General features: G+C 65.6%; 18 protein-coding genes. 16 read left to right on the top strand and 2 right to left on the bottom strand.

From position 1 onward, the window contains the following. Position 1 precedes the first annotated feature (1 nt). The 4 genes from ASD15_RS33600 to ASD15_RS30320 all read left to right on the top strand — a co-directional run bounded on the left by ASD15_RS33600 (position 2) and on the right by ASD15_RS30320 (position 5,202). A complete protein-coding gene (locus tag ASD15_RS33600; RefSeq protein ID WP_082552252.1) occupies positions 2 to 1,558 on the top strand; it encodes an oligosaccharide flippase family protein in 1,557 nt (518 codons plus the stop codon). A 232-nt stretch (positions 1,559 to 1,790) separates the two neighbouring features. After that, positions 1,791 to 2,588: a heparin lyase I family protein gene (locus ASD15_RS30330; RefSeq protein WP_057158801.1), complete on the top strand. Its 798-nt coding sequence runs from the start codon at positions 1,791 to 1,793 to the stop codon at positions 2,586 to 2,588. 20 nt (positions 2,589 to 2,608) lie between these two features. Next, positions 2,609 to 3,484, top strand: a complete 876-nt coding sequence (locus tag ASD15_RS30325; protein ID WP_057158800.1) for a polysaccharide lyase — start codon at positions 2,609 to 2,611, stop codon at positions 3,482 to 3,484. Positions 3,485 to 3,609: 125 nt separating this feature from the next. Next, a complete protein-coding gene (locus ASD15_RS30320; protein ID WP_057158799.1) occupies positions 3,610 to 5,202 on the top strand; it encodes a hypothetical protein in 1,593 nt (530 codons plus the stop codon). Positions 5,203 to 5,217: 15 nt separating this feature from the next. On the opposite strand, the gene ASD15_RS30315 is transcribed toward ASD15_RS30320, so the two are convergent. Continuing rightward, positions 5,218 to 6,306, bottom strand: a complete 1,089-nt coding sequence (locus tag ASD15_RS30315) for a DUF4351 domain-containing protein (RefSeq protein ID WP_057158798.1) — start codon at positions 6,304 to 6,306, stop codon at positions 5,218 to 5,220. Positions 6,307 to 6,360: 54 nt separating this feature from the next. Further along, complete coding sequence (locus tag ASD15_RS30310; RefSeq protein WP_057158797.1) at positions 6,361 to 7,284, bottom strand: glycosyltransferase family 2 protein; 924 nt, start codon at positions 7,282 to 7,284, stop codon at positions 6,361 to 6,363. A gap of 135 nt (positions 7,285 to 7,419) precedes the next feature. On the opposite strand from ASD15_RS30310, the gene ASD15_RS30305 reads away from it, so the two are divergent. From ASD15_RS30305 to ASD15_RS30250, 12 genes are all read left to right on the top strand, one after another. After that, positions 7,420 to 8,565 (top strand): glycosyltransferase family 4 protein, encoded by a 1,146-nt coding sequence (locus ASD15_RS30305; protein ID WP_200954128.1) that lies wholly within the window; start codon positions 7,420 to 7,422, stop codon positions 8,563 to 8,565. Between the two features lie 76 nt (positions 8,566 to 8,641). Further along, the gene (gene wecB, locus ASD15_RS30300) at positions 8,642 to 9,769 is read left to right on the top strand and encodes a non-hydrolyzing UDP-N-acetylglucosamine 2-epimerase (RefSeq protein ID WP_057158796.1); all 1,128 of its coding nucleotides are present in this window, start codon (positions 8,642 to 8,644) and stop codon (positions 9,767 to 9,769) included. Next, entirely contained in the window at positions 9,766 to 10,512 is a 747-nt protein-coding gene (locus ASD15_RS30295) for a WecB/TagA/CpsF family glycosyltransferase (protein ID WP_057158795.1), read from the top strand. The genes wecB and ASD15_RS30295 overlap by 4 nt, the downstream gene beginning before the upstream one ends. 30 nt (positions 10,513 to 10,542) lie before the next feature. Further along, positions 10,543 to 11,823, top strand: coding sequence for a nucleotide sugar dehydrogenase (locus ASD15_RS30290; RefSeq protein WP_057158794.1), 1,281 nt, complete (start codon positions 10,543 to 10,545; stop codon positions 11,821 to 11,823). 49 nt (positions 11,824 to 11,872) lie between these two features. Beyond that, a complete protein-coding gene (locus tag ASD15_RS30285; RefSeq protein WP_057158793.1) occupies positions 11,873 to 13,015 on the top strand; it encodes a sugar phosphate nucleotidyltransferase in 1,143 nt (380 codons plus the stop codon). A 24-nt stretch (positions 13,016 to 13,039) separates the two neighbouring features. Then, entirely contained in the window at positions 13,040 to 14,470 is a 1,431-nt protein-coding gene (locus tag ASD15_RS30280; RefSeq protein WP_057158792.1) for a mannose-1-phosphate guanylyltransferase/mannose-6-phosphate isomerase, read from the top strand. Positions 14,471 to 14,785: 315 nt separating this feature from the next. Continuing rightward, positions 14,786 to 15,322, top strand: a complete 537-nt coding sequence (locus tag ASD15_RS30275) for an FxDxF family PEP-CTERM protein (RefSeq protein ID WP_057158791.1) — start codon at positions 14,786 to 14,788, stop codon at positions 15,320 to 15,322. 209 nt (positions 15,323 to 15,531) lie between these two features. Beyond that, positions 15,532 to 16,467 (top strand): TIGR03790 family protein, encoded by a 936-nt coding sequence (locus ASD15_RS30270; RefSeq protein WP_082552248.1) that lies wholly within the window; start codon positions 15,532 to 15,534, stop codon positions 16,465 to 16,467. Between the two features lie 160 nt (positions 16,468 to 16,627). Beyond that, entirely contained in the window at positions 16,628 to 19,630 is a 3,003-nt protein-coding gene (locus ASD15_RS30265) for an ExeM/NucH family extracellular endonuclease (RefSeq protein ID WP_057158789.1), read from the top strand. A gap of 12 nt (positions 19,631 to 19,642) precedes the next feature. Beyond that, positions 19,643 to 20,293, top strand: coding sequence for an NF038129 family PEP-CTERM protein (locus ASD15_RS30260; protein WP_057158788.1), 651 nt, complete (start codon positions 19,643 to 19,645; stop codon positions 20,291 to 20,293). A gap of 208 nt (positions 20,294 to 20,501) precedes the next feature. Next, the gene (locus tag ASD15_RS30255; protein ID WP_057158787.1) at positions 20,502 to 21,305 is read left to right on the top strand and encodes a winged helix-turn-helix domain-containing protein; all 804 of its coding nucleotides are present in this window, start codon (positions 20,502 to 20,504) and stop codon (positions 21,303 to 21,305) included. A 16-nt stretch (positions 21,306 to 21,321) separates the two neighbouring features. Continuing rightward, on the top strand, positions 21,322 to 22,149 hold the full coding sequence (locus tag ASD15_RS30250; protein ID WP_057159000.1) for a LuxR C-terminal-related transcriptional regulator: 828 nt from the start codon (positions 21,322 to 21,324) through the stop codon (positions 22,147 to 22,149). Positions 22,150 to 22,155: the final 6 nt, after the last annotated feature.

Genomic DNA, 22,155 nt, shown 5'->3' with positions numbered 1-22,155 from the left:
CATGTCAGAAAATTACTCCGGCCGTGCTTTTAATAAGAGCATAGGCTATTACGTAGGCGGCCGTTTTTTAAATGCGTTGGCCGCTTTTTTTATTCTTATCTGGATTGCGCGGCAGCTCCCCGAGAATCAATATATTAATTATGTGGCGGCCTATTCGATTATCGAAATGGGCATCGTCCTGTCCGGTTTTGGTATGGAATGGGTGACCGGTATTTATATTCCCCAAATCCGCATGCACGCCAGCGGCAAAGCGCTGTACCGCTTTGTATGGCAAAGCGTGGGCCTGCAAGCGCTGCTGCTGGCGGGCGGCGCCTTGATACTGTTTTTTACAGCGCCGCTGCTGACCGGCTGGCTGGGCCTGCGCGACGCGGAGGGCGTGCTGCGCCTGTACGCGGGCGTGATGCTGATCGAAGGCGTGAGCCGGGTGTTCCGCGACCAGTTGCTGTCGAGCTTGCTGTTGCAGAAGGCCGGCCAGGCCAGCCAGCTGCTGCGCAACCTGGCGCTGGCCGGCTACGCGGTGCTGGCGTTTTCGCACGAGGAATGGCGCAACGCGCACGCCTTGGCGGTGGGCGAGCTGATCGCCAGCAGCTGCAGCCTGCTGGTGGCCGCCTGGTGCTTGCAGCGCCACTTGCTGCAGGTGCGAGGCGCTGCGGCGGGAGCGGGCGGCGCCGCTAAGGCGGACTGGTCCATGCCGGCGTGGCGCGACATGCTGCGCGTGGGCCGCAACGCCTGGCTGAGCAATATTGCCAACCTGACCTGGAGCTGGCAGGCCGTGATCCTGCTGGCCACCCGGACCTTGGGACCGGACGCGGCCGCGCCGCTGGGCTTTGCCCGCAACCTGGCCGAGCAAGTGCGCAAATACCTGCCCAGCGAATTCTTGCTCGGCATCGTGCGCACCTTGCTGGTGGTGCGCTATGCCGCCGAGCAGGACAAGGGCAAGCTGGGCGTGCGCGCCGGGCTGATCTACAAGGCCAACCTGCTGTGCCTGCTGCCGCTGCTGGTGCTGTGCGCCGTGCGGGGCGCCGAACTGAGCGCCTTCCTCAGCAACGGCCGCTACCCGGATGCGCACTGGCTGCTGACAGGCTGGCTGGCCGTGCTGGTGATCCTGGCGCACCGCCGCCTGACCGACCTGATGGCCCACACGCTGGGGCGCTCGTCGGCCACCACGCGCGCCAACTTCGTGCTGCTGGTGACGCCGCTGGCGCTGCTGCTGGCCGCGCCGCAACAGCGCTGGAGCCTGCTGTTCGCCGTGCTGGTGCTGGCCGAGACCGTGTATTCGGCGCTGGTGCTGCGCCAGCTGCGCACGCCGCAGTGGCACTACCGCCCGCACTGGGGCGGGCTGGCCAGGTTCGGCGTGGCGGGCCTGCTGGCGGCCATGGTGCTGGCCGGCTTGCCGGCCGGCCGGGATGCCTTCCACCTGGCGCTGGCCCTGGCCGCGGCGACCGGCGTGAGCTGGGGCGTGCTCCTGCTGCTGCGCCCGCTGTCGGCGGCCGAGCTGGCGTTGCTGCCGGCGCGCGCCTTGCGTCTGTTGCGCCAGAGGCCGGCTGTTTCAAGTTAATATAAATGAATCCGCTTATTCCGGAACTAATATTAACGAAAATAAATAATCGTGATGGCTTTATCAATTGGCGATATTTCATTCAAAAAGTGCATGCGGAGTTAATAAGCGAATTTAGCATAAGGCTGTTGGTCTACGGCAACGCTTAATTAGGCTGTTTTATGCTATCGTAATTAAATAACGAAACACGGAGGACGCCGTTATGCAATTACCGAAACTTGGTTTTATTATTTTGAGTGTAGTAGCCAGCGCTTCGGCCTGGAGCCAGATCGATCCCAGCGTGGGCGGCGCGGTGCCGCAAGCCGATTTCAGCAAGCGCTATGCGCTGTATTCCGCCTGGAGCGGCAACCTGACGTATGCGACGGACCCGGCCGGCAGCGGCCGCACGGTGTTGCGCAGCCGCGTGCGCAGCACCGACGCCAAGGTGGGCGGCCTGCTGCGCACCGATTTCCTGCCGCTGGGCGAGGCCGGCAAGACCGGGCCGCGCTGGTACGGCCTGAGCGTGTATTTCCCCACCACCTGGGTGGCCCATCCGAATCCGGCCGTCGTGGCCCAGGTGGGCCCGGCGGTGCCGCTGGCAGGCCTGCCGCCGCCCATGTCCATCGTGGCGCGCGGCACGTCGATCGAACTGAACCTGGGCTTTAACCACCGGCCGCTGAGCGGCGCCACCGACATCGCCACGGCGGCCAACTCGGCGGTCAAGGCGGTCAAGCTGGGGACGCTGCAGACCGGCAAATGGTATTGCTTCGCCGTGCGCTCGGAGTGGTCGCCCACCCTGGGCAGCGGCTCGCTGATGATTTACCAGAACCGCGACAAGATCTTCGACGCGCAGCGCGACATCAATTCCTATCCTGGCGTATCGGGCAACACGCCGCGGGTCGGCCTGTCCTTCCCTGGCTTGCTGGGCGTGGCCGAGCGCGTGCTGTACACCGACTTTATCCGCCTGGGCGGCCCGGACACCACCCTGGAAAAACTATTGGCGGAAACGCCATGCAAAACGACCAGCGCGACCACGGCGCTGGTGAAATAAGTACCCGAGAGAGGTTAAGCATGCAATTGACGAATAAACTGATCGCATTGGCGTCCCTGTGCGGCGCCATGGCCGGCGCCCATGCCCAGATCGACCCGGCGCGCGGCGGCCCGGTCACCACCATGGCCACCAACCCCAAGACCTACCAGTACATTTCCTGGCTGCTGGCGGCCAACGCCACTGCGACGACCCGGTATTTCCCGGACTTCTACACGCTGAACAGCAGTTCGATCAACAACGTCACGCTGGTGGACGACCCGGCCGGCAGCGGCAAGAAGGTGTTCCACATGAAAGTGGCGAAGACCGACCCGCTGGTGCTGGGCGGCTCGCGCACCGAAATCTCGCCGCGCAACGAATACGTCAAGGAAGGCTTGCGCTGGTACACCTTCAGCATGTATTTCCCGGGCGACTGGGTATTCCACAACACGCCGACCCTGGTGGCGCAGCTGCACACCAGCCAGAACACGGCCGTGGTGTCGCCGCCGGCCTCGCTGACGGTGACCGACCGCACGCTGGCGCTGGACTTCAACTACAACCACCGCAGCACCAGCGGCGGCAGCGACCCGGCCACCCGCGCCAATTCGGTGGCCGAATCGATCCGCCTCGGCACGGTAGAGCTGAACAAGTGGTACTGCTTCGTGGTGCGTGCGGACTGGTCCTACAAGCCTGGCGTGGGCCAGATCCAGGTGTGGATGAACGGCACCGAGGTGTTCAGCGCCAAGAACACCTACAACAGCTATGAAACGTGGCTGGGCAACTATGCCAAGGTCGGCCTGTATCTGCCGGGCACCATGATGGTTCCGTCGCGCAACCTGTATGCCGACTTCATCCATCTGGGCGGTCCCACCAGTACCTACGACCTGATGTACGGGCAGACCCCGTGCGCGCCGAAGTGAGCTTGAAACAACGCTGAAATACCGCTGTAACGGGCTGCAATCCGAAGACCGCTTGCGCAATCGCGTGGGCGGTTTTTTGACGATATGATAAGTTACCCGGACTACAGATTTCCACGGTATCCATCATGAAGTTCCCCACCGCGCCGCGCCTGCCTGGCCAGCTGCGCTCCAGCCTGTCCGTGCTGCCCCTGGTTCTGGTCGGCCTGCTCAGCGTGCTGCTGTTCGGCGGCCTGGTCGGCCTTGGCGCCGGCCTGTTTGCGCTGATGCTGATCGCACCCGTCCTGATTTTCGGCGCGCTGCTGTTCACCGGCTCTTTTTCCAGTTTCCGCTTCGGCGGCGAGGGTGTGTTCTGGCTGATGCTGGCGCTGACCCTGCTGACCGCGCTGGCCGACACGGTCTCGCCGGTGCGCACGCGCGGCGTCATGTCGATCGTGCTGATTCCCCTGGCCATCTACGCGCTGCGCGGCCTGTTCGTTTTTGCCGGCAATTCCTGGCTGGGCAAGTTGATGGTGGCGGTGTTCGGCCTGTTCTTCGTGCTGGGCGCGGCCGGCTCCATCAGCGCTGGCCGCATCCACTGGCATCCCTTCTTTTACCAGATCGCCTATGACCTGAAGCTGCCCATCATGCTGCTGCTGGGATTTAGCGTGAGCTTGGGCGAGCGTAGCGAACAGCGCTTCTGGCTGGTGGTCAAGATCGTGCTGGTGCTGTGCCTGGGCGCGCTGGCGCTGGAGTTTGCCGCGCCGTCGGTACATCACATGATCGCGCGCAACGCGGGCGGCGGGCAAAACGGCAACCCGCTGCTGCCCGGCCTGCACCTGGCAACCGGTCCCTTCGTGCACCCCGGCGTGCTGGCCTCGGTAGCCGCGCTGTTCCTGTGCTGCGTGTTCGTGCGGCGCATGAGCGGGCAGGGCAGCACCACGGGCAACTATGTGCTGCTGTGCGGGTTCATGCTGGTGCTGCTGCTGGCCGGCGAGCGCCAGGAAATCTTCGATGCGCTGGCCGCCTGCGCCATCTTGCTGTTCGCATCGAAAATGAAGCCGAGGCTGAGTGCCGTGTTGCTGGCGCTGGCGGCCGTGGTGCTGTTGCTGGGCGCCTTGCTGCTGGTGCTGGGACCGCACAACCGCGCCGAACTGGGCTTGCAGTGGGGCTTGCTGCCGTCCTACCAGGCGCTGGCCAATCCGCGCACGGTGCTGTACCTGGATGGCTTCCATTTGGCAAATACCTATTTCCCATTCGGCACCGGCTTCGGTAAATTCGGCGGCGACGCCGCGCGCATGTACGACCGCTCGGTGTACGAGATGCTGGGCTACAGCACGCGCTACTGGTGGTACCGCCAGGACTTGTACCTGCTCGACACCTACTGGCCCAACCTGTTCGGCGAGACCGGCTGGATAGGCGGCGGCGTGGTGTTCCTGTTCGGCGCCCTGATGACCCTGTTCGCGCTGCAGCGCGCCTGGACCGTGCAGCATCCGCGCGAGCGCATGCTGTGGCGTCTGGCCTTCGTCGGCCACTTCCTGGCGTTTACCGGCTCGCTGACGGCGCCGATCTACGGCGACCCGAACGCGGTGGCGATCCCCTTCATGTTCTTTGGCATGGCCTTCGCGTACTCGCTGCAGCTGCGCCGCGCGGAGGCGGCCGAGCGCGCCAAGCGCAGCAGTGACCTGTCGGCCCACGCGCCGCGTCCGGCCGGCGTGCCGGTCACGCCGTGGGCCGCCTGAGGAACGGCCCCGGCCTCAATGCTGCGGGAATAGTTCTTCGACGCTGGCGCCGTCCAGTGCTGCCAGTGCCCAGCGCTCGATCTGCGCGCTGGGCGCCGCTGCGATGCGCTGCTGGACTTGCTCGGGGAGCGGGCCGAAGCGCCTGCTCAGCAAATTTTCCAGCAGCACGGCTTGTCCAGCCTGTCTGCCTTGTTGCAGACCTTGCTCCAGACCTTGCTCCAGACCTTGCTCCAGTCCTCGTTCCAGCCCCTGTTCCAAACCCCGTTCCAAGCCCTGCTCGAGTCCCTGCATCCAGCCCAGTTCACGGCCTTCCTGCAAGCCGCGCCGTTGCGCCGCACGGCGCGCTTCACGATAAATGGCGCGTATGCCACGTGGCACGTATGTCATGGCAGTCCTCCTTTTTAGTGCATGTACACCCAGCATGAGTTCACTTTCGAGCTCCGCCGGCAGGCGCATCATCCAGTCGATGACGTGGAATAGCTCCATGATACGTTGCCTGTCCCAGTCGCGCTGGTACAGCACATGCATCAAGCGCCATTTGGCCGCGTAGCGCAGCGCGGGCTGTAAATGCGTTTGCTGCGTGAGCAAATGCGCCGCGGTCACCAGGGCGAACGGATGGTCTTGCATCAGCAGCTGGTCGATATCGCCTGCGTAGGCGTTCAGCGAGGTAGTCCGGAAATCCAGGCGCATCTGGCTGCCGAACAAGCTGTAGCCGAAACTGGCCGGCTGCGCGCTGGCTGTGCCGCCCAGCACCGCCAGGCTGGCAACCGGCTGCCGATAGTGGTCGTAGATCCGGTAGTTGTAAACGAACATGCGCTCGGCGAAGTCGGCGTCCCGGCTGGCTTGTACTTCAACGTGGATCAGCACCCATTGCTGGCCGCCGGCCGTGTGCACTTGCACCAGCTTGTCCGCCACGCGGCGGCCGATTGCCGCCGTCCGCGTGGCTTGCGCCAGTTCTTTGTCGAGCAACGTCCAGGGCCGCGTCCAGTCTATGGCGGCGTGGATGTCAGGGAAGTAGAAGGACAGAAAGTCCGCGAAATAATGCGCCAGGATCTGCTTCCAGGGCGTATCGTAGTCGTCGGGGTGGGGCGGCGGCATGGGCATCGGCACAGCGTAGCGCGCCGACCTGGCGCCGCATTGATTTGGCGCAAGCTTTGCTCAGCGGTACCAGACCAGTTTTTCGTACTGGTGCACCAGCAGGATGCCCCAGCAGCGCGGGCTGGTCAGCAGCAGCTTGGCCAGCTCGGCCCAGCGCTTGCCGTGCACAGCGGGCTTGAGCCGCGCCTTGGCGTCCAGGCCGCCGATCAGCCAGCCGCGCAGGCGCGCGGCCAGGCGCGCGGCCAGCGGCCAGCCGGCGCCATACTGGCGCACGATCTCGCGGTGCAGCCTGAGCGGCGACACGGTGTCCACCTTGGTCTGGCTGAAGTTCTTCTCGGCCAGCCGCATGGTGTAGCGGTAGCCGGCAAACGGCAACAGCTCGGCGCGCGCACCGGCCATCACGGCGTCGGCCAGCAAGCGCCAGTCCTCGCCGAAACGCAGCGCCGGCTGATAGCGCAGCCGGTGCTGATTCAGCCAGGCGCGCCGGAACAGCGGCTTGCTCCAGCCCAGCGGCGCGCGCTGGCCCGGCAAGTCCCACAGCAGCAACTCCTGCATGCCGATGCAGTGCGGCCTGCGCACCCACGGCCAACTGGACGCCACCACCTTGTCCTGCGCCGCGTTGTACAGCGCCAGGCGGTCGCATAGCAGGTCGTGCCGCCCGGACGCCAGATATGGCATGAAGCTGGCCAGGCGGTCCGCGGCCCAGGCGTCGTCCGCGTCCAGCAGCGCAATCCACTCGCCGCAAGCGGCGTCGAAACCGGCGTTGCGGGCCACCGCCGGGCCGCCGTTCTGCGGCTGTTCGATCAGGCGGATGCGGTCGTCGGCCAGCGCCCAGCGCCGCACCACGTCGCGCGTGTCGTCACGCGAGCAGTCGTCCACCACCAGGACTTCCCAGTCGCGGTGGCTTTGTCGTTGCACGGACCGCAGCGCCGTTTCAATGCAGGCGGCGGCGTTGTAGGCGGGGATGACGATGCTGATTTTCATGCTCTGATTCTAGCATGGCACTTTGTCAAACTTGCTCTAAACATATCTCGTATCGTGCGCACCGAGCACGATAGAATCGTCGTGCATTACTGCTATGATTGTCTCGCTTACTTTCATTTTAGTCATTGATCAGTCATGAGTTCAGCCAGCACAGCAGCTTCCGGCCCGCGCCGCATTTTGATGGTCGGCACCGGCCTGCAGGCCCACGGCGGCATCACCGCCGTGATCCGCTCCTACATGGAGGTGGGTCTGTTTGAGCAATGGGGCGTGCGCTATATCTCGACCTACGAAGGCGCCGGAAAATTCACCCAGTTGCGCACCATGGCCTCGGCGCTGTGGCGCATCGTGTGGCTGCTGGCCGCGCGCCGCATCGACGTGGTGCACGTGCACAGCGCCTCGCGCGGCAGTTTCTGGCGCAAGTCGCTGGTGGCGGCGCTGGCATTCGTGTTCCGCGTGCCTTATGTGTTCCATATCCACAGCGGCGAGTTTCCCGATTTTTACGCGCACAGCTGCGGCGCCGCCGCGCGCGCCTGGGTGCGGCTGGTGCTGCGCCGTGCTGCGCGCGTGGTGGTGGTGGCGCCGCGCTGGCGCGCCGACGTGCTGCGCATCGAACCGGCGGCGCGCGTGGCCGTGGTCGGCAACCCGGTGCGGGTGGCGCCGCTGCTGGCGCCGTTGCGCGCCGCGCCGCCGGGCGCCCCGTCCACCGTGCTGTTCCTGGGCCGCCTGCATGAAAAGAAGGGCATTTTCGACCTGATGCGCGCCATCCCCCACGTGCTGGCGGCGCTGCCCGGCACCGTGTTCGTGTTCGCCGGCGACGGCGAAATCGACGCGCTGCGCGCGCTGGCCGTCGAGCTGGGCGTGGCGCACGCGGTGCGCCTGCCGGGCTGGGTCGACGGCGCCGCCAAGCAGCAGCACCTGGAGCAGGCCGACCTGTTCGTGCTGCCCACCTATTTCGAAGCGCTCGGCGTGGCGCTGCTCGAAGCGATGGCTTGCGGCGTGCCCGTGGTGGCCACGCCGGTCGGCGGCATCCCCGATTTTATCGACCACGGCGTGGAAGCGCTGCTGGTGCCGCCCGGTCCGGGCACGGCGCTGGCGCACGCCATCGTGGCCGTGTTGCAAGACCCGGCGCTGCGCGGCCGCCTGCGCGAGCAAGCCTTCGCGCGCGTCGGGCGCGATTATTCGTTCGACGCCGTGCTGGCCCAGCTGCGCGCCATCTATACCGAGCTGGGTGTGCCGCTCAGCCCGGCCATCGTGGCCAAGCCGCTGGCGCGCGCCGCCTGACTCAGCCGTGCGACAGGAAATGCTGCACTGCGATTAACATGTTGTCTCTTTGATCTTTTTTATGCTTAGGAATGTTATGGCTATGATTTATCTGGTCGCCGGTGCGCGTCCGAACTTCATGAAAATCGCCCCCATCGTGCGTGCGCTGCAGGCGCACGGCGGGCTGTCGTTCAAGATCATCCACACCGGCCAGCACTACGACCGCGAGATGAACGACGTCTTCTTCGAAGAGCTCGGCATCCCCCAGCCCGACCTGTTCATGGCCGCCGGCGGCGGCAGCCACGCGCAGCAGACTGCCAAGATCATGCTGGCGTTCGAGGAGCTGTGCGTCGCGCAGCGTCCGGACGCGGTGCTGGTGGTGGGCGACGTCAACTCCACGCTGGCCTGCTCCATCGTGGCCAAGAAGCTGACCATCCCGGTGGCCCACGTGGAAGCGGGACTGCGCAGCGGCGACATGAGCATGCCGGAAGAGATCAACCGCCTGGTCACCGACAGCATCAGCGACTGGTTCTTCGTCACCGAGCCGAGCGCGGTCGAGCACCTGCGCCGCGAGGGCAAGCCGGAGGCGGCCGTGCACTATGTCGGCCATGTGATGGTGGACAACGTGCTGTTCCAGGCCAGCAAGCTGGCCGCGAGCGGCGGCGCCGGTCTGGACAGCGCCGCCATCAAGGCCGGCCTCGGCCTGTCGGACGGCAAGCGTTACGGCGTGGTCACCTTGCACCGCCCCAGCAACGTCGACGACCCGGCCATGCTGGCCCAGCTGGCCGGCGCGCTGCGCGACATCGCGCGCGAACTGCCGCTGGTGTTCCCGGTCCATCCGCGCACCCGCGCCAACCTGGAGAAATTCGACATCAGCCTGGGCCCGGACATCACCCTGGTCGGCCCGCAAGGCTACATGGCCTTCCTCGACCTGTGGAAGGACGCCGCGCTGGTACTCACCGACAGCGGCGGCCTGCAGGAAGAAACCACGGCGCTGGGCGTGCCCTGCGTCACGCTGCGTGAAAACACCGAGCGCCCGGTGACGGTGGAAGAGGGCACCAACGTGCTGGCCGGCACCTCGCCGCAGGCCATCACCGGCGCGGCCGCGCAAATCCTGCGCGGCGCCGGCAAACAGGGCCGCCGCCCGCACCTGTGGGACGGCAAGGCCGCCGAGCGCATCGTGGCCGTGCTCGACAAAGAACTGAACAAGGAGCGCACAGCATGAACGCACGCATCACCATGATGGGCTGCCAGGTCGATAATCTGACGATGGAAGAAACCCTGCAGACCATCGACGGCTTCATCCAGAGCGGCAAGCCGCACCAGCATGTGGTGGTCAACGTGGACAAGCTGGTCAAGGCCGCCCACGACGCCGAATTGCGCCGCATCATCAACGAGTGCGCGCTGATCAACGTGGACGGCATGCCGGTGGTGTGGGCCTCGCGCCTGCTGGGCAAGCCGCTCAAGGAGCGCGTGGCCGGCGTCGACCTGTTCGAGGCGCTGATGCAGCGCTCGTCCAAGACCGGCTGGCGCGTGTTCCTGCTGGGCGCGCGCGAGGAAGTGGTGTCCGAAGTGAAGCGCCAGTACGAACTCAAATACCCCGGCCTGACCGTGTGCGGCTACCGCAACGGCTACTGGAAGCCGGAGGAGGAGGCCGGCGTGGTCGAGCAGGTGCGCGCCGCCAAGGCCGACCTGTTGTTTGTCGCGATCAGCTCTCCGAAGAAGGAGCATTTCCTGGGCCAGTACCAGGAGCATATGAAGATCCCGTTCGCCATGGGCGTGGGCGGCACGTTCGACGTGGCGGTCGGCCGCGTCAAGCGCGCCCCGCTGTGGATGCAAAAGTCCGGGCTGGAATGGTTCTACCGTTTTCTGCAGGAACCGCGCCGCATGTTCCGGCGCTATTTTATCGAGGACATGGCCTTTGTCTGGCTGTTCCTCAAGGAGGCGGCTGGCAGCCGCCCCCGCTAACACGCAATCCCCAACACTAGGATGAAGAAAATGACGACAGTTGCAGTAATTGGCCTGGGCTACGTGGGCCTGCCCCTGGTGATCGAGTTCGGCAAGCATGGACGCACCATCGGTTTCGATATTTCGCAAGCGAAAGTGGACGCCTGCCGCCACGGCACCGACCCGTCGCGCGAACTGAGCGACGAGCAGATGGCCGCCTCCGAGCACGCCGAGTACACCTCCGATCCGGCCATGCTGGCCGAGGCCGACATCATCGTGGTGGCCGTGCCGACCCCGGTCGACAACGCCCACAACCCCGACTTCACGCCGCTGGTGGGCGCCAGCAAGAGCGTGGGCAAGCACATGAAGGACGGCGCCATCGTCGTCTACGAATCGACCGTCTACCCGGGCGCCACCGAGGAAGTGTGTATCCCGGTGCTGGAGCAGGCGTCCGGCCGCAAATGGAAGGAAGGCTTCAACGTCGGCTACTCGCCCGAGCGCATCAACCCGGGCGACAAGCACCACACCCTGACCACCATCCTCAAGGTGGTGGCCGGCGACACCCCGGACACGCTGGAAAAAGTGGCCCAGCTGTACGAGCGCATCGTGGTGCCGGGCGTGCACCGCTGCACCAGCATCAAGGCCGCCGAAGCGTGCAAGGTCATCGAGAACACGCAGCGCGACCTGAACATCGCGCTGATGAACGAGCTGGCCATCATCTTCGACAAAATCGGCATCGACACCTCGGAAGTGCTGCAGGCCGCCGGCACCAAGTGGAACTTCCTCAAGTTCAGCCCCGGCCTGGTGGGCGGGCACTGCATTGGCGTCGACCCTTACTACCTGACCCACAAGGCCGAGCAGCTCGGCTACAACCCGCAGGTGATCCTGGCCGGCCGCCGCATCAACGACGGCATGGGCAAATACATCGCCGAGCAGACCGTCAAGAACATGATCGCCGCCGGCAGCTACATCAAGGGCGCGCGCGTCAACGTGCTGGGACTGACCTTCAAGGAAAACTGCGCCGACCTGCGCAATTCCAAGGTGGGCGACGTCATCAACGAGCTGCGCGACTTCGGCATCGAAGTGTTTGTGCACGACCCGTACGCCGACGCCGACGAGGCCATGCACGAATACGGCGTGCGCCTGTACAGCTGGGACGACCTGCCGCGCGCCGACGCGGTGGTGGCGGCGGTGTCGCACGCCGAGCTGCTGGCGCGCCCGGTCGAGGACATCCAGAAAAAACTGATCAAGGGTGGCTGCTTCATCGACGTCAAGGCGGCGTTCGACACGGCGGCACTGAAGGACGCCGGACTTTGCGTCTGGCGCCTGTAAGAACACAAGGGGCCGTTCGCGGCCCTTTTTTAATTCAAGGAGTGTACGCATGAAAGCGATGATATTGGCAGCTGGCAAGGGGACGCGCGTGCGTCCGCTGACCTACGATTTACCGAAACCGATGATTCCCATCCTGGGCAAGCCCGTGATGGCTTACCTGGTCGAGCACCTGGCCCGCTACGGCATCACGGAAATCATGGTCAACGTCAGCTATCTGCACGAGAAGATCGAGGAATATTTCGGCGAGGGGCACCAGTTCGGCGTGCAGATCGGCTATTCCTTCGAGGGCTACACCAATAACGACGGCGAAGTCGTGCCCGAGCCGCTCGGCTCGGCCGGCGGCATCAAGAAAATCCAGGAGTTCGGCGGCTTCTTCGACGACACCACCATCGTGCTGTGCGGCGACGCCATCATCGACCTGGACATCAAGTCGGCGCTGTTCGAGCACCGCCGCAAGGGCGCGCTGGCCTCGGTCATCACGCGCGAAGTGCCGTGGGACAAGGTGCCCAGCTACGGCGTGGTGGTCACCGACGCCGACGGCCGCATCCGCGCCTTCCAGGAAAAGCCCAGGCAGGAAGAGGCGCTGTCCAATTTTGCCAGCACCGGCATCTACATCTTCGAGCCGGAAGTGATCGACCTGATCCCCACCGACCGTCCGTTCGACATCGGTTCCGAACTGTTCCCGCTGCTGGCCGAGAAGGGCCTGCCGTTCTACGCCCAGCAGCGCAAGTTCAACTGGATCGACATCGGCAGCGTCAAGGATTACTGGGAAGTGCTGCAGAGCGTGCTGCTGGGCGAGGTGGAAAACATGAAAGTGCCCGGCATCCAGGTCGACGAGGGGCTGTGGGTCGGGCTTAACACCAGCATCGACTGGAGCGGTGGCACCAGGATCGAGGGACCGGTGTACATCGGCTCCGGCGCCAGGGTGGAAGCGGGCGCCCGCATCGTCGGACCGACGTGGATAGGCCACGGTAGCCACGTCTGCAGCGGCGCGGAGGTGGTGCGAAGTGTGTTGTTCGAATATACTCGCGTGTTACCGGATGTTACCTTGGAAGAATTAATTGTCTTCAAGGATTATAGTGTCGACCGCGCAGGTGAAATGAAGCATGTTTCGGAATACGAAACAGGCGAATGGGCCAATGCCCGCGACCGTCGCCGCCGCCGCAGGCAAGAAGAACTACTCTATAAATAATTGGATCGATCGGATCAATACTGCATGAAAATCTATCCCGTCATACTGTCCGGCGGCGCCGGCACCCGTTTGTGGCCGCTGTCGCGCGCTGTGCTGCCAAAGCAGCTGTTGCCGCTGGTTGCCGACAAGACCATGCTGCAGGAAACCGCGCTGCGCGTGGCCGGCCGCGCGCCTACGGCGACGGTCGAGCTGATGGCGCCGCTGGTGGTGTGCGGCAACGAGCACCGTTTCCTGGTGGCCGAACAGATGCGTGAAATCGGCATCAAGCCGCTCGGCATCCTGCTCGAGCCGGTCGGCCGCAACACGGCGCCGGCCGTGGCCGCCGCCGCCCACTACCTGAAGGCCATCGACCCCGATACCGTCATGCTGGTGCTGCCGGCCGACCATGTCATCAGCGACGTGGCCGCCTTCCACCAGGCGGTCGAGCGCGCGCTGGTCATGGTCAAGGACGGTGCGCTGGCCACCTTCGGCATCGTGCCGACCGCGCCGGAAACCGGCTACGGCTATATCCAGAGCGGCGCCGGCGCCGGCGCCGAGCAGTGCTTCAAGGTGGACCGCTTTGTCGAGAAGCCGGACCGCGCCACCGCCGAAGGCTTTGTCGCCGCCGGCAATTACTTCTGGAACAGCGGCATGTTCCTGTTCCGCGCCGACGCCTACATCGCCGAGCTGGCCAAGTTCCAGCCGGAGATCGCCGCCGCCGCCGAGGCGGCCGTGCAGAAGGATTACCGCGACCTGGACTTCTGCCGCCTGGACGAAGCCGCCTTCACGGCCTGCCCGTCGGACTCGATTGACTATGCGGTGATGGAAAAGACCCAGCACGCGGTGGTGGTGCCGGCCGACATCGGCTGGAACGACGTGGGCTCCTGGTCCGCGCTGCACGACGTGCTGCCGAAGGACGCGGCCGGCAACGTCACCCGCGGCGACGTCTACCTGGACGATGTGCAGGGCACCCTGGTGCGCGCCGAGAGCCGCATCGTGGCGGTGGTCGGCGTCAAGGACCTGGTGGTGGTGGAAACCAACGACGCGGTGCTGGTGGCCCACAAGGACCAGGTGCAGCGCGTCAAGCAGATCGTCGAGCACCTGAAGACCAAGGACCGCACCGAGCACCTGCACCACACCAAGGTCTACCGTCCTTGGGGCTGCTACGAGGGCATCGATATCGGCGAGCGCTTCCAGGTCAAGCGCATTACCGTCAATCCGGGCGGCAAGCTGTCGCTGCAGATGCACCACCACCGCGCCGAGCACTGGATCGTGGTGAGCGGCACGGCGCGCGTCACCTGCGGCGAGAAGGTCACGCTGCTGACGGAGAACGAATCCACCTACATTCCTATCGGCATGAACCACCGCCTGGAAAATCCGGGCAAACTGCCGCTGCACCTGATCGAGGTGCAGTCCGGCAGCTATCTGGGCGAGGACGACATCGTGCGTTTCGAAGACGTCTATCAGCGTACCTGACCATAACCAAGCGTACATACTGATAAGCAAGAAGGGGGCCGCGGCCCCCTTTTTTCATGCCCGCGCCCCTTCCTGGATGGCTTGCATTTTTGTAGGCTCAATCCTACCCCGTTCAGCGGATCGCCCGCGAGGCCAGTAACTGCCGGGCTTGCTAGTCACCTTGGCCCTAAAATTTACGTAAGGCATTGTTTTTGAACGGAAATTTTTCAGTGATTCCTTGTTAATGTTTCGTTTAGAGCATGCTAGGATGGGTTTGCAGTCTTGTGCGCACACGACAGCTTTCCTGCTATTCATCCTTTTTTACCGGGGGTAAACATGATCAAAACCAAATCCATCGTAGCCGCGTTGGCCCTGCTGGGCGCCAGTGCGGGCGCTACCCTGGCACACGCTGCGGACATCAGCCAGAGCAGCGCCGTGTCGCTGACCGGCAATACCGCCCACTTCGGGCGCGACCTGACCTCGGTCAGCGCCGGTGACATTTTCAGCGACCGCTGGAACTTCTCCACTGCGGGCGCGGTCAACTTCGTCGGCGGCGTCATCGCTGTGTCGCCCGGCCTGTTCGACAATATCGCCATCACCGATCTGCGCCTGTTCAACTCGGCTGGCCTGTCGATCGGCGGCGTTCAGCACGGCAACGGCGTAGCCGACGTGTGGACCATCAAGGCCCTGGGCCCGCTGGTCGCCGACAGCTACTACCTGCAAGTGACCGGTTCCGTGCTGAGCGGCGCCAACACCAGCTACGGCGGCATGCTGACGCTGGCTCCCGTCCCTGAGCCTGCCACTTACGGCATGCTGCTGGGTGGCTTGGGCGTGCTGGGCTTCCTGGCCCGCCGCCGCAAGAACCAGGCTTGAGCATCGGCTTGATGCAACAAGGATGATGTGGCGCCGGAGGGCGCTATAATCGGAACGGAAGCTGCGGCTTCCGTTTTTTCGTCAGGGAGACCCTCATCCGCTTGCTCGCCACTTCGCTCGCCGCTTCGCTCGCCGCTTCACGCGCCTCCTTGCTCGCGGCTTTGGCCGCGCTGTGCCTCGCCGCCGCTCCCTTAGCCCAAGCCGCCATCATGCCCGCCCAGCTGGCCGTGGTCGTCAACGACGCCGATCCCAACAGCGTGCAGGTGGCCGAGTACTACCGCCAGCAGCGCGGTATCCCGCAGCAGAACATGGTGCATGTGCGGATCGCCGACAAGCCGCGCAAGCTCAGCGCGGCGCAGTTCCGCCAGCTCAAGGACGATATCGACGCCAAGCTGGGGCCGGACATCCAGGCCGTGCTGATGGTCTGGAGCGCACCCTATGCGGTCGAGTGCAACGGCATCACCGCCGCCTACACGCTGGGGCTGGACAGCGCGCTGTGCGCCAAGACCTGCCAGCCGGCCAAGCCCAGCGCCTACTTCAACGCCACCGCCCCCTTGCCGTTCACGGCGCTCGGCATGCGCCTGGCCATGCTGCTGCCGGCCGACTCGGTGCAGGAAGCCAAGACGCTGATCGGGCGCGGCGTGGCCAGCGGCTTCCGCATGCCGGCCGCCGGTGCCTACTACCTGGCCACCAGCGAAGTGCAGCGCAACAGCCGCGCGCAGTTCTTCCCGCGCGCCGGCGTGCTGGCGCAGCGCAAGCTCACCATCCACAACCGCCAGGCGGACGCGCTGGAAGGCGTGCGCGACATCATGGTCTACCAGACCGGCATGGCCAAGGTGGACAAGCTCGACACGCTGGGCTTCCTGCCCGGCGCGCTGGCCGACCACCTGACCTCCTTCGGCGGCGACCTGTACGGCACCACGCAGATGAGCAGCCTGCGCTGGCTGGAAGCCGGCGCCACCGCCAGCTACGGCACCGTCAGCGAGCCTTGCAATTACTGGCAGAAGTTTCCCCATCCGGCGGTCCTGCTGCGCCATTACCTGAACGGCGACAGCGCGCTGGAAGCGTATTGGAAAAGCGTCTCCTGGCCGGCGCAGGGGGTCTTCATCGGCGAGCCGCTGGCCGCGCCATATCGACGACCCTGAGCGGCATGCCGGGGCATGGTCCTCAGGACACTTGTTGGGCGATTACAACTTTAGTCCGTTTGGACTAATGACAAGTCATCAATTTGTCATGTGCTTATATTAATATGTGGATAGCAATTATAAAGTCATATTGTTAACACCCTCCACATCAGGACCGCATATGAAACCATCCGCCCCGGCCGTGCCAGGCCGCCTTACCGTCCTGGCCGCCTTGCTGGCCAGCCTGTCCGCACCCGCCTTGGCCGATTCGGCCGTCGTCATCAGCCAGGTTTACGGCGCGGGCGGCAACGGCACCGGCGCCACCGGCGCAACGCTGAAGCACGACTTCATCGAACTGTACAACCGCAGCAGCGCGCCGGTGTCGCTGAACGGCTGGAGTGTGCAATATGCGTCCGCCACCGGCAGCAGCTGGCAGGTCACGCCGCTGACCAGCGTCACGCTACAGCCGGGCCAGTTCTACATGGTGCAGCAGGCTGCCGGCGCCGGAGGCACCGCCACCACCGTCACGGCCGACAAGATCGGCACCATCCCGATGGCTGGCGGCGCAGGCAAGGTTGCCCTGAGCAGCACCACCACTGCCTTCACCGTGGCCAACCCGAGCGGTGCATCGCTGGTCGACCTGGTCGGCTATGGCAGCACCGCCAACTTCTCCGAAGGCGGCACGCCCACCGGCACCCTGGGCAACCTGACCGCCGCGCTGCGCAAGAACAACGGCTGCGTCGACACCGACAACAACGGCGCCGACTTCGAAGTGCTGGCGCCGAACCCGCGCAACAGCGCCGTTACCCAGGCCTGCGGCGCCACCGTGGTCAAGCCCATCGTTGCCACTTGTCCATCGACCTTGTCGGTGGCGCAGGGCTACAGCGGCAGCGTGCCGCTTACGGCCACCGATGAAGACAGCATCGTCAACGCCGCCACCATCTCCGTTGGCGGCATGGCCGGCATCAGCCTGGACGGTTTCACGGCCGCCGGCGCCGTCGGCGGCACCGCCAGCGTCAACCTGAGCGCGGCGGCCGGCCTGGCTGTCGGCAGCTACCCGGTCACCATCCAGTTCGCCAACGACGGCAACCAGTTCGCCACCTGCCCGGTTACCGTGAAGGTAACCGGCCTGGCCAACGTTACCATGACGATTCCGCAGATCCAGGGCGCCAGCGCCGGCGACACGCCCAGCCCGGTGGCCAACACCGTGCAGACCGCCGAAGGCGTGGTGACCCTGAAAGTGTCGAACGGCTTCTTCATGCAGGACGCGGCCGGCGACAACGACCCGACCAGCTCCGATGGCATCTTCGTCTACACCGTCACTGCGCCCACCGTGCAAGTGGGCCAGGTCGCCCGCGTCACCGGCCTGGTGTTCGAATATACGCCGAGCGGCGCCAAGCGCTCCTACACCGAATTCAAGGACGTGACGGCCGTGGTGCCGATGGGCGACGGCCCGGCCATCACGCCGGCCAATGTCGAACTGGGCGCCAACCTGGCGCACTACGAAGGCATGCTGGTGCGCTTCACCCGTGCGCTGACCATCAACCAGGCCGAATTCCTGGGCGACCGCGGCGAGCTGACCCTGGCCAACGGCCGCCTGGAAGTGCCGACCAACCGCCATCCGGCGCGCACCCCGGAAGCCTACGCGCTGGCAGCGTCCAACGCGGCCGGCATGATCGTGCTGGACGACGGCCTGTTCGTCACCCCGGCCACCATTCCCTACATCGGCCAGGACGGCACGGTGCGCGTGGGCGACACGGTCACCGACCTGGTGGGCGTGATCGACTTCGGCGCCGTGGGCGGCAACACCACCGCGTTCAAGCTGCAGCCTAGCGCCGCGCCGGTGTTCTCGCGCAGCAATCCGCGCGAAGACGCGCCCGTGCTGGCGGCGGGCAACGTGAAAGTGGCCAGCGCCAACGTGCTGAATTTCTTCACCACCTTCACCAACGGCCGCAACGTCGAAGGCCAGAGCGGGCAGGGCTGCAAGGTCGGCAGCACCACCACGGCCGGCAACTGCCGCGGCGCCGACAACATGGAAGAGTTCGTGCGCCAGCGCGACAAGATCGTGGCCGAGCTGAAAGCCATCGATGCCGACGTCTACGGCCTGATGGAGATCCAGAACAACGGCGAGTACGCGGTCACCTACCTGACCAATGTGCTGAACGAGGCGGTCGGCTCCAGCGCCTACGCCGTGGTGCCGGCCCCGGCCGCCACCGGCACCGACGCCATCCGCGTCGCCATGATCTACAAGCCGTCCAGGCTGACGCTGGTGGGCGGCGCGCTGTCCGACGCCGACGCCATCAACAACCGTCCGCCGATGGCGCAAACCTTCCAGGCCGGCAACGGCGAGAAATTCTCGCTGGTGGTGAACCACCTGAAATCGAAAGGCAGCTGCCCGTCCGGCAGCGGCCTGGACGCCGACCAGGGCGACAGCCAGGGCTGCTGGAACAATACCCGCAAGCAGCAGGCCGCGCGCCTGGTCAACAGCTTCGTGCCGCAAGTGGCCGCCGCCGCCGGCGACCCGGACGTGCTGCTGATCGGCGACATGAACTCCTACGGCATGGAAGACCCGGTGTTCGTGATGACCAACGCCGGCTTCGTCAACCAGCTGGAGCGCTATGTGCGTCCGCACGGTTCGCCGTACTCTTACGTATTCGGCAGCAACAGCGGCTACCTCGACCACGCGCTGGCCAGCAGCACGCTGAGCCCGCAAGTGGCCGGCGCCGCTGAATGGCACGTCAACGCCGACGAGCCGACCGTGATCGACTACAACAAGGACGGCAAGCCGCAGGACCTGTACAACGCGCTGGCCTACCGCGCGTCCGACCATGATCCGGTGGTGGTCAGCCTGAACCTGCAGCCGAAGTTTGCCGACATCAGCGGCAGCATCAAGTTCGTGCAGCAGGGCACGGTGTACAACCGCTTCACGCAGAAGTCGTCCGGCGTGCTGTACCTGACCAACAATGGCAGCACGCCGCTGAGCGGTCCGTTCCAGCTGCAGCTGAACGGCCTGGCCAGCGGCCTGGTGCTGGACAACGCCAGCGGCATCTACGGCGGCGCGCCTTACCTCACGCTGGGCGGCACGCTGGCGCCCGGCGCCACCATGACGGTCTCGCTGACCTTCAGCAATCCGAATAAAGCGGTCGTGACCTACACGCCCAAGTTCTACACCGGTACCTTCTAAGGAAAACAACTTATGCGCAACTTCTTCAGCAAAACCCTGCGCCGCGCCGCGCTGACCCTGGTGCTGGCGGCTGTCAGCGGCCTGGCTTCGGCCGGTGTGATGGTCTCGATCGACACCCGCACGTTCGGCGTGGCCGGCGGCTACCTGGACTTCCAGTTCAGCTCGCCCGGCAACGGCGTCGAGGCGACCGCGCTGATGTCCAGCCTGGTCGGCTTCGACCATGCGGTCGTGGATTTGAACGACAATGTCACGCCGCAAGGCGGCGGCTACCTGTTCAGCAACCTGGCGTTCAATGAGCTGGCGTTCGCGGTCGATTTCAATTCCGTGTACTCCTTCGACCTGAGCTTTGCCGGCGCGGCCGATCCGGTGTCGGGCTACATCTCCAACTTCAGCATCACCGCCTTCGACAGCCTGGGCAACCTGGTCGGCAACTACGACCCGGTCACCGGCGCCATCGCCCAGTACCTGTGGACGCCGCCCACCACGCCGGGCGGCAGCGGCTCGATCGGCAACGGTCCCGGCGACCCGGGCGCCGTCGTCACGGTGCCTGAGCCGTCCGACTGGCTGCTGACCGGCACCGGCCTGGCGCTGATGGCGCTGGTGCTGCGCCGCCGCCGCGCCACCGGCGCCGCGCCCGCGCAGATGCAGGCGCTGGCTGCCTGATGGCCGCAGCCGCTTAGCTGGCGCGGTGGCCGCCGCATGGCGGCCCGCTTGCCGCGCTGTTGTTTCCGCGCACTTGCCGCCACGCGCGCCGCCCCTGACAAGGCGGCGCGATTTTCATGGGCGGGACGGAATTTAGTCGGAAAAACTATCAATCGCGCAATTAAATTGTATTAGTGTGCACTATCCGGGCTGATGCATAGTGAAGTTTATGCCGCCCCCTATCCTCATCATCGACTGCGACCCGCAGGTGCAGCAGCTGCTGGCGCTGAACCTGCGCCAGGCCGGCCATCAGCCGCTGTGCGCGCTGGACGCCGAGAGCGCGCTGCTGATGCTGGAGTCGGCGGCGCCGGAACTGCTGCTGCTTGAATGGGACTTGCCCGGCCAGTCCGGGCTGGCGCTGCTGCGCCGCCTGCGCGCCCTGCCGCGCACTGCCGGCCTGCCCATCATCATGCTCACCGCGCGCGGCGCCGAGGCCGACAAGATCCTGGCGCTGGAAAGCGGCGCCGACGACTACATCACCAAGCCTTTCAGTCCGCGCGAAACGCTGGCCCGCATGCACGCAGTGCTGCGCCGCCAGGCGCACGCCGCTGCGCACGCGGCCATGCTGTCCCCGGCGCCTGCCATGACGGGGGCGGGCGGCGTGATACAGCTGGCCGCGCTGCGGCTCGACGCGTCCTCCCAGCGCGTGCTGGCGGGCGGGCGGCAGCTCAGTTTGGGACGGGTCGATTTCCGCCTGCTGCATTTCCTGATGCGGCACCCCGAGCGGGTCTTCAGCCGCAGCCAGTTGCTTGACCTGGTGTGGGGCGCCGACGCCTGCGTCGATGAACGCACCGTGGACGCGCATGTCGGCCGCTTGCGCAATGCGCTGCAGCCGAGCGGCCATCAGGACCATATTGAAACCGTGCGCGGCAGCGGCTACCGCTTCACGCTTGACGCCGGCGCACATCAGGCCGGCCGCGCAAGCGCGCAAGCGCAGCCCAAACTGCAATATGCTGCGGCTGCGGTCGCCTGAGACCCGGGACTCGGCCATGGAGCAAGCCGTCATCCTGAGCAAGCGGGAGCAGGAATACCTGCTGGGCGCCATCGAGGCATCGCTCTCGGTGCGCGAGCTGCGCAGCTATTTTTTGTGGACCCAGGGCCAGCTGCAGGCGCTGCTGCCGCACCGGCTGATGGTGTGCATGCAGTTCGGTCCGGCCTGCCCGGGCGGTTCCGTCCTCGCGCACATTGATTGCTTGCACGGAACAGTGATCGACAGCGCCGTGCTGGAGCAAGTGTCCGATCCCGTCCACGGGCTGGCGCCCCGGCTGGCGCGGCACGCCCAGGCGCGTGCCGGAACCGGCGGCTGGCAGGCGCCGCCGCTGGCGCTGGAGGCCGCCGCGCAGCCGGCCGCAGGGCCCGGCGCCTGGCCCGCCTTCGCGCCCGAACTGCTGCGGCTGGGGTTGGACAATGTGCTGCTGCACGGCGCCGGCCCGCTAACGGGCGGGGGCACGTGCTTTGCCCTGTTCGGCATGCCGCAGCGGCCAGGTCCGCGCCAGGCCTACTTCATCGAACTGCTGCTACCGCACTTGCACTTTGCGTTGCAGCGGCTGGAGCGCATGCCCGGTGCTGCCTGGCCGGCGGCTTCGGCCGCCGCCTGGGCCGAGCGCCCGGTCAGCCGGCGCGAAATGGAAATCCTGCACTGGGTTAAGGAAGGCAAGAGCAATGTCGAAGTCGGCCAGATCCTCGGCATCAGCGGCCTCACGGTGAAGAACCATTTGCAGCGCATCTACAAGACCTTAGGGGTCAGCAACCGCACCCAGGCGGTAGCGCGCGGCATGGCCTTGCGGCTGCTGGACGGCGGCGCAGCGCGCGCTTGACTCGGC

Origin of the sequence: Massilia sp. Root351, from assembly GCF_001425045.1 — a bacterium.
Classification (GTDB): domain Bacteria; phylum Pseudomonadota; class Gammaproteobacteria; order Burkholderiales; family Burkholderiaceae_D; genus Rugamonas.
This window is presented reverse-complemented; position numbering and strand designations above follow the sequence as displayed.